The organism is Streptomyces ficellus (assembly GCF_030406405.1).
Lineage (GTDB): Bacteria > Actinomycetota > Actinomycetes > Streptomycetales > Streptomycetaceae > Streptomyces > Streptomyces ficellus_B.
Genome location: NZ_JAUEPL010000033.1, coordinates 41561 through 54644 on the forward strand (window position 1 = coordinate 41561; position 13084 = coordinate 54644).

Below are 13084 nucleotides of genomic sequence, written 5' to 3' on the forward strand. Positions count from 1 at the left end.
CACCTGAAAAGCCTCACCAGGGCTGGCGACCAGCCGCACCCCGCCACCCCGTCCGCATCGCAGACGGCCGTAGGCGGCCGAAAGGACGTCGCCGAAGGCGTCCCTTCAGCTCTTCGCCCTGACCCGCACCAGACCACCGTCAGCGGCATCCGCCCCGGTCTGCACATCAGCACCCACGGCTTGCCGGTCGCCGACTGGCTGTGCGACTGCGGGCACCACGAACGCGCCCGGGGCCGCAGCGCCGTGACCGGGCTGGCCGGACGGGTCCGCGTCGGCCAATGCCCGCATGTCACCGCCACGGAAAGGAGGAACGCCGCATGAGCCATGACCAGCACATCGACGGAGCCGCGCTGCTCGATGAGGTAGAGCGCTTCCACCGCCGGTTCAACGTCTTCCCCACCGAAGCCGCTTACGTGGCGGTGGCCTTGTGGGACGCTCACGCGCACCTGCTGGATTGCTTCGACTCCACCCCCCGCCTGGCGTTCCTGTCACCCGAACCGGGGTCGGGAAAGTCTCGGGCACTGGAGATCGTTGAGACGCTCGTGCCGCATCCGATGGTGGCGGTGAACGCGTCCGCCGCCGCCCTGTTTCGGGCCGTGTCAGGGGCGGACGGACGTCCCACGATCCTGTTCGACGAGATCGACACGATCTTTGGCCCCAAGGCCGGAGACAACGAGGAGCTTCGCGGATTCCTGAACGCCGGCCACCGCCGCTCCGGGGTCACCTACCGGTGCATCGGCGACGGCGGCAACCAGACCGTGCAAGCCTTCCCGTCGTACTGCGCCGTGGCCGTCGCCGGGCTCGGCTCCCTGCCCGACACGATCCTGACCCGCTCCATCGTCATCCGGATGCGCCGCCGGGCCCGCAACGAGCGGGTGGAAGCCTTCCGCGCCCGGATCCACGAGGCCGAGGGGCACAAGCTGCGCGAACGGCTCGCCCAGTGGGCCGAACAGGCCCGTGGGTGGGTGATGGGCGCCTGGCCCGAGATGCCCGAAGGCATCACCGACCGGCCGGCGGACGTGTGGGAGCCACTCCTCGCCATCGCCGACGCGGTAGGCGGTGACTGGCCCCGTCGGGCACGCGAGGCGTGCGTGACCCTCGTACGGGCCGCCCAGTACACCGACAAGCACAGCCTGGGCATTCGGCTGCTCACCGACCTACGTGATCACGTGCTGATCGGTGTCGACCGCCTGCCCACCATCGCGATCCTCGACCGGCTCAACGCCCTGGACGACGCGCCATGGGCCGATCTGGACGGCAAGCCCCTCGACAACCGGCGCCTGTCCCGGATGGTCGGCGAGTACATGACGGCCGACAACGAGCCCATCCGGTCCCGGAACATCCGCACCGCCGGCGGGGTCCTCAAGGGCTTCCACGCCAAGGACCTGGAAGACGCGTGGGCGCGCTACTGCCCCCCTCCCCAGGGCTCCGCTACATCCGCTACGCCGCTACAGCCCAGCTCAGAGGCCCTGGATCTGTAGCGGCACCACGACATGTAGCGGCTACGCCCCAACACCCCGCGAACGGGCGTAGCCGCTACACGCGACCTATCCGCTACACAAAACTCCCCGCTGACCTGCGATGTAGCGGTGTAGCGGATGTAGCGGACTTCCCAGAGGGGGCCGGAGACCCGGCCAAGCCGACGAGGAGGCACCCCGATGAGCGCCCCGCTCCCGACGAGCCACACGGCCGTGACCGTGCCCGAGGTCATGGCGGCTCTCAAGCTCAGCCGGTTCAAGGTCTACGACCTGATCCGTACCAGGCAGCTCCCCAGTTTCACGGTCGGCCGTGCCCGGCGAGTGCCGGCGGACGCCCTCCACACCTTCATGCAGAACCAGCTCAAGGAGGCCGCGTAGTGGCCAAGCGCGCCAATGGCGAGGGAAGCATCACGATCCGGAAGGACGGCACGTATCACGGTCGCGTGTACGTCACGACGACCAGCGGCATCCGTAAGCGGGTGTCCGTCTACGGCAAGACCCGCGACGAGGTACGCGGGAAGATCACGGAACTCCAGGCTCAGGAGAACCAGGGCATCCCCGTCCCGGACACGAACATGAACCTGGAGGACTACCTCACCTACTGGTTGGTCAAGGTGGTCAAGGTCCACCGGCGGCCCAAGACGTACCAGGGGTACGAGAGCGTGGCGCGCGTCCACCTCGTCCCGGGACTGGGCCGGAAGAAGATCCGGACGCTCCGGGCAGCCGAGGTCCGTACGTGGCTCGCGCGCGTCGCCTCCGAGTGCCAGTGCTGCAAGCACGGATGGGACAAGGAGCGGCGGGAACCGGAGTGCTGCGCGGCGGGGGAGTGCTGCAAGACGCTGCTGTCCCGCCGGATGGTGCAGTCGATCCACGCGGTGCTGCGGAACGCGCTGCAGAACGCCGTACGCGAGGAGCTGATCGTGCGGAACGTCGCCCAGCTCGTCCAGGTCCCCACACCCACGTACGGCACCGGGAAGGGGCTCAGCGTCGCAGAAGCCCGTCTCCTTCTCCACGAATCCGAGGAGGACCGGCTCCACGCGCTGTACGTCCTGGCCCTGGTCATGGGGATGCGGCGGGGCGAGCTGCTGGGGCTGCGGTGGGCCGCCGTGGACCTGGACAGGGAGACCTTGATCGTGGAGCGGGCGCTCCAGCGGGTCGACGGGGAGCTGATGCTCGTCCAGCCCAAGACGCTTTCCTCCATCCGGACGGTCCCCCTTCCGCCATTCGTGACCAAGGCACTGGTCGACCACAAGGAGCGGCAGGCTCAGGAGCGAGCCGCCGCCGGCATCGAGTGGAAGGAACATGGGCTGGTGTTCACGTCCCGCATCGGGACGCCACTGGAGCCGGACAATCTCCGGCGGAGCTGGCACCCCCTCCGGAAGCGACTGGGGCTGGATATCCGCTTCCATGATCTCCGGCACTCGGCCGTGTCCCTGCTGCTGGACCTGGGGGCGCCGCCGCACATCGTCCGGCAGATCGTCGGCCATAGCGACATCGGGGTCACGATGAAGGTGTACGCCCACGCGTCGCTGGACGAGCAGCGCAAGGCACTGCGGAAGCTCGGAGACGCCCTCTCCTGACCCCGTTGGGGTACCGGTTGGCGTAACCGACACGAGAACACCCCCACCGAAGATCTTCGATGGGGGTGTTTGCCCTGGTAGGGCGGCGGTGGCTGGGGCCGGGGTCGAACCGGCGACCTTCCGCTTTTCAGGCGGACGCTCGTACCAACTGAGCTACCCAGCCACGCGGCTCTTTCGAGTCGCAGCGGTCCTGACGGGATTTGAACCCGCGGCCTCCACCTTGACAGGGTGGCGAGCACTCCAAACTGCTCCACAGGACCAAGCATTGTGCGAGCACTAGTCTCGCACACGGTGATGCGTGCCCCCAACGGGATTCGAACCCGTGCTACCGCCTTGAAAGGGCGGCGTCCTGGGCCACTAGACGATGAGGGCTGATGGCCCGCCTGGGCGCTTCTCAGCGCGTCGGGGACGTGAGAAGCATATGGGATGGCGGGACCGATCGCCAAAACGGTTTACGGGGAGCGGGCTGCGGAGGGTGTCGGGGGCGGGCTCGGGGAAGGGGCGCCGGGCTGGTTGTCGTCCGGCAGGTGACGGCTGACCTCGGCCGTCGTGAGCCCCAGGCCGCCCAGGGTGATCTCGTCCCAGGCCTGGAGGTGGCGCGTGTCGCGGTCCAGGTAGAGCACCGACGCGCGGACCTTCTCCGGTTTGTCGTTCTGGACCGCGCGAAGGCCACCGCCGCCCGTGGAGCCCTCGATCTTGATGCGGGTCCCGCCGGGGAGCACCTCCGTCTCGCGGCGGTGCACGTGGCCCGCCAGGACCAGCGGGACCTCGCCGTCCGTCTGGCGCGCGGCGACCGGGTTGTGGGCCACCGCGATGTCCACGGGCGTGCCCGCCCGCCGCTGCTCGCGCAGGGAGGCGGCGAGTTCCGCGCCCGCCGCGAGCTCGGCGTCGTCACCGGCCGCCACCACCGAGCGGTCCGGCGTGAACTGCGGGTCACCGGTGCCGGCCACCCGGAGGCCGGCGACCGTGACGGCGCGGCCCTTGTCGAGGACGTGGACGTTCTTGAGCCGCTGGAGGTACCGCTGGGTGACCTGCGAGTCGTGGTTGCCGCGGACCCACACGTACGGCGCGCCGAGGTCGCTGATCGGGTCGAGGAAGCCGTTCTCGGCGGCGGAGCCGTGGTCCATGGTGTCGCCCGAGTCGATGATCACGTCGATCCGGTACTGCTCGACGAGCGAGCGGATGATCTCCCAGGCCGCGGGGTTGAGGTGGATGTCGGAGACGTGCAGCACCCGCATCGTCCCCGGGTCGGGCTGGTAGGTGGGGAGCGTCGAGGTCGCGTCGTACAGCTTGGTCACATTGGTGACCAGGAGGGCGAGTTCCTTCTGGTAGACGTCGAACTCACTGACGATCGAGCGGGCGTTGCCCACGACGGACGGAGCCGAGGTGAGCAGTCCGGAGAACCTCGGCTCCAGGACGGACTTGGGGTTCCACGTGGCGAACGCGGACGCCCCCGACGCGGCCAGCAGCGCGAGGGCCAGGCCGCCGGCGGCCAGGGCGCGGCGCGGGCGGCGGTAGACGGCGAGACCGAGGGCGGTGGCGCCGGCCACGACGGCGACGCAGGAGCGCAGGGCCAGCTCGCGGGTGCCGTCGGCGACGTCCTGGGTGATCTCCTCCTGGAGGCCCGTGATGCGTTCCGGGTGTTCGACCAGGGCATGGGCGCGGACGGGGTCGAGCTGGTCGACGTCCACGTCGAGGCGGATGGGGGCGGTGTGCGAGTCGAGTTCCAGCGCCCCCAGCGGCGACACGTTGATCTTCGTGCCGCCGGAGAGGGAAGGGCGCAGGGTCATGCTGGTGTCCATCGGCCCCACGGGCGCGCGGACGCTGCCGACGATCAGCAGGCCCAGCCAGGCCCCGAGCAGGACGACGGCGACCAGGCCCAGGGCGCGGACGTAGGGGTGCGGGTCATGGACGAGGGTGCTGGTGGGGCCGGTGCGGTGGGAGCGGTAGTGACGCAGTACGCGGTGGTACGCGGCGCGGACGACGGCTCGGGGCATGGCCGCCGTATGCCCATGCGGGTGGGCCGCTATGCCCGGCGATCCGGGAGAATGGCCGCGTGCTGGAGATGACATGCGAGGAGTTCGAGGAACTGGTCGCCGAGGCGCTGGACAGGATCCCGCCGGAGCTGACGCGGCTGATGGACAACGTCGCGGTGTTCGTGGAGGACGAGCCGTCGGCCGACGATCCGGATCTGCTGGGTCTGTACGAGGGGACTCCGCTGACCGACCGGGGTGAGTGGTACGCGGGCGTGCTGCCCGACCGGATCACCATCTACCGGGGGCCGACGCTGCGGATGTGCGAGTCGCGGGAGGACGTGGTCGCCGAGACGGAGGTGACCGTGGTGCACGAGATCGCCCACCACTTCGGCATCGACGACGAGCGGCTGCACGAGCTGGGATACGGCTGACAGGCGCCGGGCGGGCGGGCGTGTCCTTGTGGGGCGTGGGGAGTTGGGCAGGGAAACCCCGTCCCGCACCCATGGAGGTGCCCTCGTGCGCCATTTGCCCGCTCCCGTCCGATGGGCCGTCACCGCACTGGCGGTCGCGGCCTCCGCAGGTTCCGTCAGCGGCTGCATGAGCGTGTCCGACGAGAGCGAGAAGCCCGCACCCGCCAGGTCCGCCGGCCCCACGGGCGCCGCGGCGGCCGAGCGGGACGGCGTCGTCCAGGTGCCGGGCGGCGGGCGGCACGACGTACGCACCGGACAGGACCCGGGGGACGAGGCGGACGCGGCGGACGAGGACGGCGGTGCGTCGCCCGAGCCCAGCGGTTCCTCCGCGAAGCCGTCCGCGAGGCCCTCGGCGGACGGCAAGCCGGGGGCGCGGCCCGCGCGCCCGCCCGCTCCGTCGCCGACCGGTGGGGGCGGCGGCGACGGCGGGGCCTCGCCCAGCCACCAGCCGACGCCTCCGGAGCCCACCCCGCCGCCGGAGCCGACGCCCACGCCGACGCCGCCGGCCGAACCGAGCCCGGACCCCTCGGAGCCGCCGACCGCCTCGCCGGCCGCCGACACCCGTACGCAGGCCATGGGAGCCCCGGACCGGCGGGAGGTCGACGGCCGGGACGGTGAACCGTCGGGCGGGGAGTCGCAACCGGTGGCATCACCGCAGGTCGCGCCGGCATGAGGGTGGGTGTGACGGGGTCGGTTTGCGTTGGGTGGGGGGGAGTGCGTATGGTGGTAGATCGTTTGATCCCATGTTCCCCTTTGCCCGGCGCCATTACCGAGAGCGCCGCGTGTGGCGCGTACTCTCCCTTGCCGTGGCTGACCGCATAGAGGCGGTCGAATTGCGAAACACGGAGTTGACGGGCGCGTGCCGAGACTCCGGAAGGTTTCGCATTTCGCATGTCCATTTTCAGTCCTGACCACGCCGTCATGCCCGAGAACAACGACCTCGACGAGAGCGTTGTCGACCTCGACGAGAGCGTTGTCGCCGACGAGGCTCCCGAGCAGGAGACGGCGGACGAGCCGCAGGTCACCTTCGGCGACCTGGGCCTGCCCGAGGGCGTCGTCCGCAAGCTCGCCCAGAACGGCGTGACCAGCCCCTTCCCGATCCAGGCCGCGACCATCCCGGACGCCCTGGCCGGCAAGGACATCCTCGGCCGCGGCCGCACCGGCTCCGGCAAGACCCTCTCCTTCGGTCTGCCGCTGCTGGCCACCCTGGCCGGCGGCCACACCGACAAGAAGAAGCCCCGCGGCGTCATCCTCACCCCGACCCGTGAGCTCGCGATGCAGGTCGCGGACGCCCTCCAGCCGTACGGCGATGTGCTCGGCCTCAAGATGAAGGTCGTCTGCGGCGGTACGTCGATGAGCAACCAGATCTACGCCCTGGAGCGCGGCGTCGACATCCTCGTCGCCACCCCGGGCCGCCTGCGCGACGTCATCAACCGTGGCGCCTGCTCCCTGGAGGCCGTCCAGGTCGCGGTCCTCGACGAGGCCGACCAGATGGCCGACCTGGGCTTCCTGCCCGAGGTCACCGAGCTGCTCGACCAGGTTCCGGCCGGCGGCCAGCGCCTGCTGTTCTCCGCGACGATGGAGAACGAGATCGCGACGCTGGTCAAGCGCTACCTGACCGACCCGGTCGTCCACGAGGTCGACAGCGCCCAGGGCAACGTCACCACCATGACCCACCACGTCCTGGTCGTGAAGCCGAAGGACAAGGCCCCGGTCACCGCCGCGATCGCCGCCCGCAAGGGCCGCACGATCATCTTCGTCCGCACCCAGCTGGGCGCCGACCGTATCGCCGAGCAGCTCCAGGACACCGGCGTCAAGGCCGACGCGCTGCACGGCGGCATGACGCAGGGCGCCCGTACGCGCGTCCTCGAAGACTTCAAGAAGGGTTACGTCAACGCGCTCGTCGCGACCGACGTCGCCGCCCGCGGTATCCACGTCGACGGCATCGACCTGGTCCTGAACGTGGACCCGGCCGGTGACCACAAGGACTACCTGCACCGTTCGGGCCGTACCGCCCGCGCCGGCAAGTCCGGTGTGGTCGTCTCGCTGGCCCTGCCGCACCAGCGCCGCCAGATCTTCCGCCTCATGGAGGACGCGGGCGTCGACGCCTCGCGTCACATCGTGGGCGGCGCCGGGGCCTTCGACCCGGAGGTCGCCGAGATCACCGGCGCCCGGTCGCTGACCGAGGTCCAGGCCGACTCGGCGAACAACGCCGCCAAGCAGGCCGAGCGCGAGGTCGCCGACCTCACCAAGGAGCTGGAGCGGCTCCAGCGCCGGGCCGTGGAGCTGCGCGAGGAGGCCGACCGCCTGGTCGCCCGTGCCGCCCGTGAGCGGGGCGAGGACCCGCAGGCCGCCGTCGCCGAGGTGACGGAGGCCGCGGTGGCCGAGGTCGAGGCCGCGGTGTCCGTGCCGGCGCAGCCGGTGCGCGAGCGCGAGTCCCGCGAGGACCGCCCGCCGTACGAGCGCAAGGACCGCCGGGACGACCGGGGCAGCTTCGAGCGCCGCGACCGTGACGACCGTGGCGGCTTCCGCCGTGACGACCGTCGTGACAACGACCGTGGCGGGTTCCGCCGGGACAACGACCGTCCCTCGGGTGGTTTCCGCCGCGACAACGACCGCGGTGGGTTCAACCGTGACCGTGACGACCGTGGCGGCTTCCGCCGTGACGACCGCCGGGACAACGACCGCCGGGACAACGACCGTCCCTCCGGTGGCTTCCGTCGGGACAACGACCGTCCGGCCGGCGGTTTCCGCCGGGACAACGACCGTCCGGCCGGTGGCTTCCGCCGCGATGACCGTCCCTCCGGCGGCGGTTTCCGTCGGGACAACGACCGTCCCTCCGGCGGTTTCCGCCGCGATGACCGTCCCTCCGGCGGTGGCTTCCGCCGGGACAACGACCGTCCGGCCGGTGGCTTCCGCCGCGACGAGCGCCGTGACGACCGCCCCACCGGCGGCCACCGTGGCAGCGACCGTCCGTTCAACCGTGACCGTCGCGACGACCGTCCCTCGGGCGGTGGCTTCCGCTCCGGCGGCCACGAGCGCCCCTACGGCCGCCGTGACGACCACCGCGGTGGCTCCAGCTCCGGCTCCGGCTCGTTCGGCGCCGGCCGCCGCGACGACAAGCCGCGCTGGAAGCGCAACGGCTGACGCGTAACCCACTGAGCAGGGCCCGTATCTCGTACAGAGGTACGGGCCCTGTCCTTTTGCTCATGCGGCGACTGTTACGATCCGCCCACTTGCGGTGGGGGCACGGCAAGGGGGGCGTCCCGGGCCGCAGGTCTCAGCGGTGGGCTGCCGACGCCGCTTCCCCCGCGCCTTTCAGGGGGAGGGAACCCATCAACCGTCACGTGTTGACGCGCGCCGCCGCGTCCGCCGCTCTGACCATGTCGCTGACCGCCGGACTGGTCTCCACGCACGCCACCGCCGCGCCGGCCGCGCCCCTCGGGTCCGCCGCGTCTGCCGCGTCCGCCGCGTCCGCCGCGTCCCTGCCGGTCGCGGAGTGGCGCGACTTCTCCGGCCTGCCCGACGGCGCGGGCGACCTGGTGGTCATCAACGAGGACGGCAGCCTGTCGTTCTTCTGGGGCAGCGGTACGGGAAGCCTGCGGGCGCACCCGTCGTACTGGGGCAGTGGCTTCACCCACGTGGTGCCGTTCGGCGATCTGACGGGTGACGGCTGCAACGACCTGCTCACCCGCCGCGCCAACGGCGACCTCTACAAGGAGGAGGTTCACTGCGACCCCGGCAGGGGCGGCCAGCTCGACATGAGTACCCGGCTCGGCACGGGCTGGCACCAATTCAACGTGCTCACCTCACCCGGGGACCTCACCGGGGACGGCCACGCCGACCTCGTCGCGCGGCAGGCGGCGACGGGGGACATGTATCTGTACGCCAACGACGGCGCCGGCAAGCTCAAGGCGCGCGGCCGGATCGGCACCAACTGGAAGCTGTACCGGGCGGTCTTCGGCGCCGGGGACATCAACGGTGACGGCGTGGGCGACGTGCTGGCCGTCGACCGGGCCAACTCGCTGTGGCGGTACGACGGCACCGCGGCCGGCACGCTCAAGCCCCGGGCGCTGGTCTTCGGCGGCAACTGGGCCATGGGCCGCAACGCCTTCGTCGGCGTCGGCGACATCACCAACGACGGCGTACCGGACCTCATCTCCCGCAACGCCGCCGGGCATCTGCTGCGCAACGCCGGTAAGGGCGCCGGTTCCTTCCGGTCGACCGTGAAGATCGCGATCGGCTGGCAGCGCTTCAAGGCGCTCTACTAGCCCGCTCCTGCCCGCTCCTGCCCGCTCCACCAGCCAGCCGGCCAGCCAGCCAGCCAGCCGGCCGGCCGGAGCCGGCGACCACCCGGACCGGCCCGCATTCTTTCCGAGGAAACCTCAGTGACCCACCGATCCGCCATGAGACGCGCGGCCGTCATCGCCGTCGTCGTCTCCGCCTGCGCCGGTGCCGGGCTCGGCCCGCTCACCGCCTCCGCCTCCGCCTCCGCCTCCGCCTCCGCCTCCGCCTCCGCTGTCTATGGCGACGGTGACACCGCGGGGGAAGCCGTCCTGCCGGCGCCCGTCCGTTATCTGCCGAGGCGCGAGACGGTGCTGGAGGCCGGGGCGACCGGGTTCCTGCACCAGCAGGAGGGCAGCACGGGCACGCTGTGGACCGACTACGCCACCGGCGACACGCGCGGCGTCACGCCCGCCGCCGCGTCCGGGCACTCCGGGCTGCGGGCGGTGCTCGGGGAGGCGGCCGCGGACGGCTCCCGGCCGGTGCGCATCACCAGTCCGGCCACCGGCGCGATCACCACCGTGACGCTGCCCGCCGGGCACGTCTGGACCGGCGCGTACACCGCCGACTCCATCACCGCGTACCAGCTGGTGGACGGCTCGGTGAGCGCGATGAGCGTGCTGCGCACCGTCGACGGCGCCACCGAGGCCCGGCCCGTCACCGGGGTGCCGCAGGGAGTGAAGGGCGCCCGGGTGCACAACCGCCAGCAGGACGGCGGGGGAGCCGTGCTGGCTCTCGAGGGACCCGACCGCGCCTCCTCCCTGTACCTGCTCGACCACGAGTCCGGGCACCTGACCGTGCTCCCCAAGCCCTTCGTCGTCGGGGCCCCCATCGTGCTCGGTGAGCGTCACCTGCTCACCCACCCGTACGAGAACGCCACCGTCACCAGCCTGGACCGCCGCCACCCCGAGGCCGCGCCCGTCACCCTCACCATGCCGGAACCGGCCAGCCCCGAGCGGACCTTCGCGCGGTTCGCGGTGGTCGGCGACTGGATCCTCTTCAGCCGGCTCGTCGAGCCGTACGCCCAGCGGTACACGCCGGGTGGGCGGCTGGAGGCCATCCCGGTCGGCGGCGGTGAGCCGCGCGAGCTGCTGCGCCACTCCCAGGAGCACTTCGCGATCGCGCCGGACGGCAGCGTGCTCGTCACCGGCGGCAGCGGCGCGAAGGACTGGGCGGTGCGGCGCGTCACGGCCGCGCCCGGCGGGGAGCCCGTCGTGTCCACGGTCCGCGAGGTGCCGCCCGTGGCGGCGAGGATCGACGCGCTGGCACTGGGCGGCGGCAAGCTGAGTTACGTCGCCGACGCCGACGGCGCCGCCCTCACCGCCCTGTACGACCACGACCTGGCCGTCACCGGCACCCCGGCCATCGGTGAGCGGACGCTGCGCTTCCGGATGACCCACGCCGCGCCCCTGGCGCTGCACGCCCTCGGCACCGGACGTACCGCGTACGCCGCATCCGGCGGCGCCGTGCACGTGCCGATCGACGACACGAGCCTGGAGACGATCGACGTACCGGCCGGCAGCACCATCCTCGACACCACCGGCCGCTACGCGGTCATTAACGGCTCGGACGGCAAGCAGTACGTCGGTGACCTGGAGAAGCACCGCGACGGCAATGTGCTGTTCGCCCGCCCGGTGACCGCCGCCACCGTCTGGGGCACGACCCTGTGGACGCCCGGCAGGACCATGGGCAGCGTCAGCTGGTACGACCTCAAGTCGAGGAAGCGGTCGGCCGATCTGGCCCTCGGCTCGGGCTGTGTGCCCAACCAGCTCCAGGCGGTCGGCCGTTGGCTCCACTGGAGCTGCGGCACCGGCAAGGCGGGCGTCTGGGACCAGAAGACCCGCAAGAACACGCCCGTACCGGCCGTCCCGCCCGGAGACTCGCGCCTCGGCGACGGCTTCCTCGTGCACAAGGACGGCGGCAGCCTGAGGCTCACCGACTTCCACACCGGCAGCGGTACGGCGACGACGTCGCCCTTCGCCGAAGTGCCCGTGGACGCGCGGTGGGCCGTGGACGAGTTCGGCGGGCACGTCGCGTACACGGACGCCGAGCAGCGCGTCCACATCAAGCCGGTGAGCGTGCCGCGCACGCCGGTCGGGCTGGTCGAGTCCGAGCCGGAGACCTGGATACGGATCAACGCGGGCGCGGACCAGGACCACACCTGGGACGCCGCCTGGCAGCTGTCTCGGCCGCCGGTGCGCTGGAGCGTGGCGATCAAGGACAGGGCGGGCCGTACCGTACGGACCGTCGCCTCCCCCGTCGCCTCCACGGAGCGCACGGGCGCGCGGATCTCCGCGTCCTGGGACGGCAAGGGTGACGACGGCCGGGTCGTGCTCGGCGGAACGTACACCTGGACGCTGAGCGCCGACGCGGGTGAGGGTTCGCGCGTGGTGCAGGGCGGGAAGATCGCCGTCTCGGGCGGGGCCACGCCCTTCCGGGACTACGACGGCGACGGCGTCGCCGAGCTGTTCAGCAAGCGCATGACCGTCCTCACGGCACACGAGGGCCTTTCCGCCGCTTCCGACTCCGGCTCGTCGTCGGCCCAGTCCGGCGGCTGGACGGAGACCGGCCACGTTTTGCCTTTCGGGGACATGGACGGCGACCGGTGCAACGACATGGTCGTCCGGACGACCGCCGGTGAGCTGCACCGCTACAGCGGCCGCTGCCACGGCATCCCGGCCACCACCGCGCCCAAGGCGAAGATCGGCGCCGGTTTCAACGCCTTCAACGCGCTCCTGACGCCCGGTGACCTGACGGGCGACGGCCGCGCCGACCTGCTGGCCCGCCAGCGCTCCACGGGCGCCCTGTACCTGTACGCGGACAACGGCGCCGGGGGCCTGAAGGGCGGGGTGAAGCTCGCGGGCTCCTTCGGCGGGCTCACCCTCATCGGCGCCGGGGACCTGAACGGCGACGGACGCGGCGACCTGCTGGCCCGCGACGCGGGCGGCGAACTGTGGCGGTACGACGGCACGGGGACCGGCACGCTGAAGGCCCGGGCGCTCGTCTTCAAGGACTGGGGCGCCGGGCGCAACGCCTTCGTGGGCGCCGGTGACATCGACGGGGACGGGAAGAACGACCTCGTCTCGCGAGACGCCGCCGGCAAACTGCTGCGCAACAGCGGCGACGGCAAGGGCTCGTTCCGCGGCACGGTCCACATCGGAACGGGCTGGCAGCGCTACTCGGCGCTCTACTGAGCTCTACTGACGCGTACGGCCGGCCACGTTTTCGCTCCCCCACGGCGCCCGTTCACCCGATACCCGATCGGATGCCGGGCGCCGTGGGGCTATGCTCAGGGG

The 13084-nt window shown here is 71.7% G+C and carries 9 protein-coding genes and 3 tRNA genes; 8 read left to right on the forward strand and 4 right to left on the reverse strand.

All coding sequences use genetic code 11. The features are described 5' to 3' along the window. Positions 1-317 precede the first annotated feature (317 nt). From QWM81_RS20835 to QWM81_RS20845, 3 genes are all read left to right on the forward strand, one after another. Positions 318-1481 (forward strand): DUF3631 domain-containing protein, encoded by a 1164-nt coding sequence (locus QWM81_RS20835; RefSeq protein WP_290113694.1) that lies wholly within the window; start codon positions 318-320, stop codon positions 1479-1481. 177 nt (positions 1482-1658) lie between these two features. Beyond that, positions 1659-1856, forward strand: coding sequence for a helix-turn-helix domain-containing protein (locus QWM81_RS20840; RefSeq protein ID WP_290113695.1), 198 nt, complete (start codon positions 1659-1661; stop codon positions 1854-1856). Continuing rightward, entirely contained in the window at positions 1856-3058 is a 1203-nt protein-coding gene (locus QWM81_RS20845) for a site-specific integrase (RefSeq protein ID WP_290113696.1), read from the forward strand. Before QWM81_RS20840 ends, QWM81_RS20845 begins: the two co-directional genes overlap by 1 nt. Positions 3059-3147: 89 nt before the next feature. Here QWM81_RS20845 and QWM81_RS20850 read toward each other — a convergent pair. The 4 genes from QWM81_RS20850 to QWM81_RS20865 form a co-directional block, all read right to left on the reverse strand. Further along, a tRNA-Phe gene (locus QWM81_RS20850) sits at positions 3148-3221 on the reverse strand. 22 nt (positions 3222-3243) lie between these two features. Beyond that, positions 3244-3318: transfer RNA gene (locus QWM81_RS20855), tRNA-Asp, on the reverse strand. Positions 3319-3357: 39 nt separating this feature from the next. Further along, positions 3358-3430, reverse strand: a tRNA-Glu gene (locus tag QWM81_RS20860). Positions 3431-3510: 80 nt separating this feature from the next. Next, positions 3511-5055, reverse strand: a complete 1545-nt coding sequence (locus QWM81_RS20865) for a metallophosphoesterase family protein (protein WP_290113697.1) — start codon at positions 5053-5055, stop codon at positions 3511-3513. Positions 5056-5114: 59 nt separating this feature from the next. Here QWM81_RS20865 and QWM81_RS20870 point away from each other — a divergent pair, with 59 nt between their 5' ends. The 5 genes from QWM81_RS20870 (at position 5115) to QWM81_RS20890 (ending at position 12982) form a co-directional block, all read left to right on the forward strand. Next, positions 5115-5465 (forward strand): metallopeptidase family protein, encoded by a 351-nt coding sequence (locus QWM81_RS20870; protein WP_290113698.1) that lies wholly within the window; start codon positions 5115-5117, stop codon positions 5463-5465. Positions 5466-5550: 85 nt separating this feature from the next. Further along, positions 5551-6177, forward strand: a complete 627-nt coding sequence (locus tag QWM81_RS20875) for a hypothetical protein (protein ID WP_290113699.1) — start codon at positions 5551-5553, stop codon at positions 6175-6177. A gap of 218 nt (positions 6178-6395) precedes the next feature. Continuing rightward, the gene (locus tag QWM81_RS20880; RefSeq protein WP_290113700.1) at positions 6396-8651 is read left to right on the forward strand and encodes a DEAD/DEAH box helicase; all 2256 of its coding nucleotides are present in this window, start codon (positions 6396-6398) and stop codon (positions 8649-8651) included. Between the two features lie 203 nt (positions 8652-8854). Beyond that, on the forward strand, positions 8855-9775 hold the full coding sequence (locus QWM81_RS20885) for an FG-GAP repeat domain-containing protein (protein WP_290113701.1): 921 nt from the start codon (positions 8855-8857) through the stop codon (positions 9773-9775). A 135-nt stretch (positions 9776-9910) separates the two neighbouring features. Next, positions 9911-12982 carry an FG-GAP-like repeat-containing protein gene (locus tag QWM81_RS20890; protein ID WP_290113703.1) on the forward strand — a complete coding sequence of 1024 codons (3072 nt, stop codon included), beginning with the start codon at positions 9911-9913 and terminating at the stop codon, positions 12980-12982. Positions 12983-13084: the final 102 nt, after the last annotated feature.

What these genes read in the sequence shown, in the direction of transcription:
- QWM81_RS20835 (WP_290113694.1), top strand. Translation starts at nt 318, where the DNA reads ATGAGCCATGACCAGCACATCGACGGAGCCGCGCTGCTCGATGAGGTA.
- QWM81_RS20840 (WP_290113695.1), top strand. Translation starts at nt 1,659, where the DNA reads ATGAGCGCCCCGCTCCCGACGAGCCACACGGCCGTGACCGTGCCCGAG.
- QWM81_RS20865 (WP_290113697.1), bottom strand. Translation starts at nt 5,055, where the DNA reads ATGCCCCGAGCCGTCGTCCGCGCCGCGTACCACCGCGTACTGCGTCAC.
- QWM81_RS20880 (WP_290113700.1), top strand. Translation starts at nt 6,396, where the DNA reads ATGTCCATTTTCAGTCCTGACCACGCCGTCATGCCCGAGAACAACGAC.
- QWM81_RS20890 (WP_290113703.1), top strand. Translation starts at nt 9,911, where the DNA reads ATGAGACGCGCGGCCGTCATCGCCGTCGTCGTCTCCGCCTGCGCCGGT.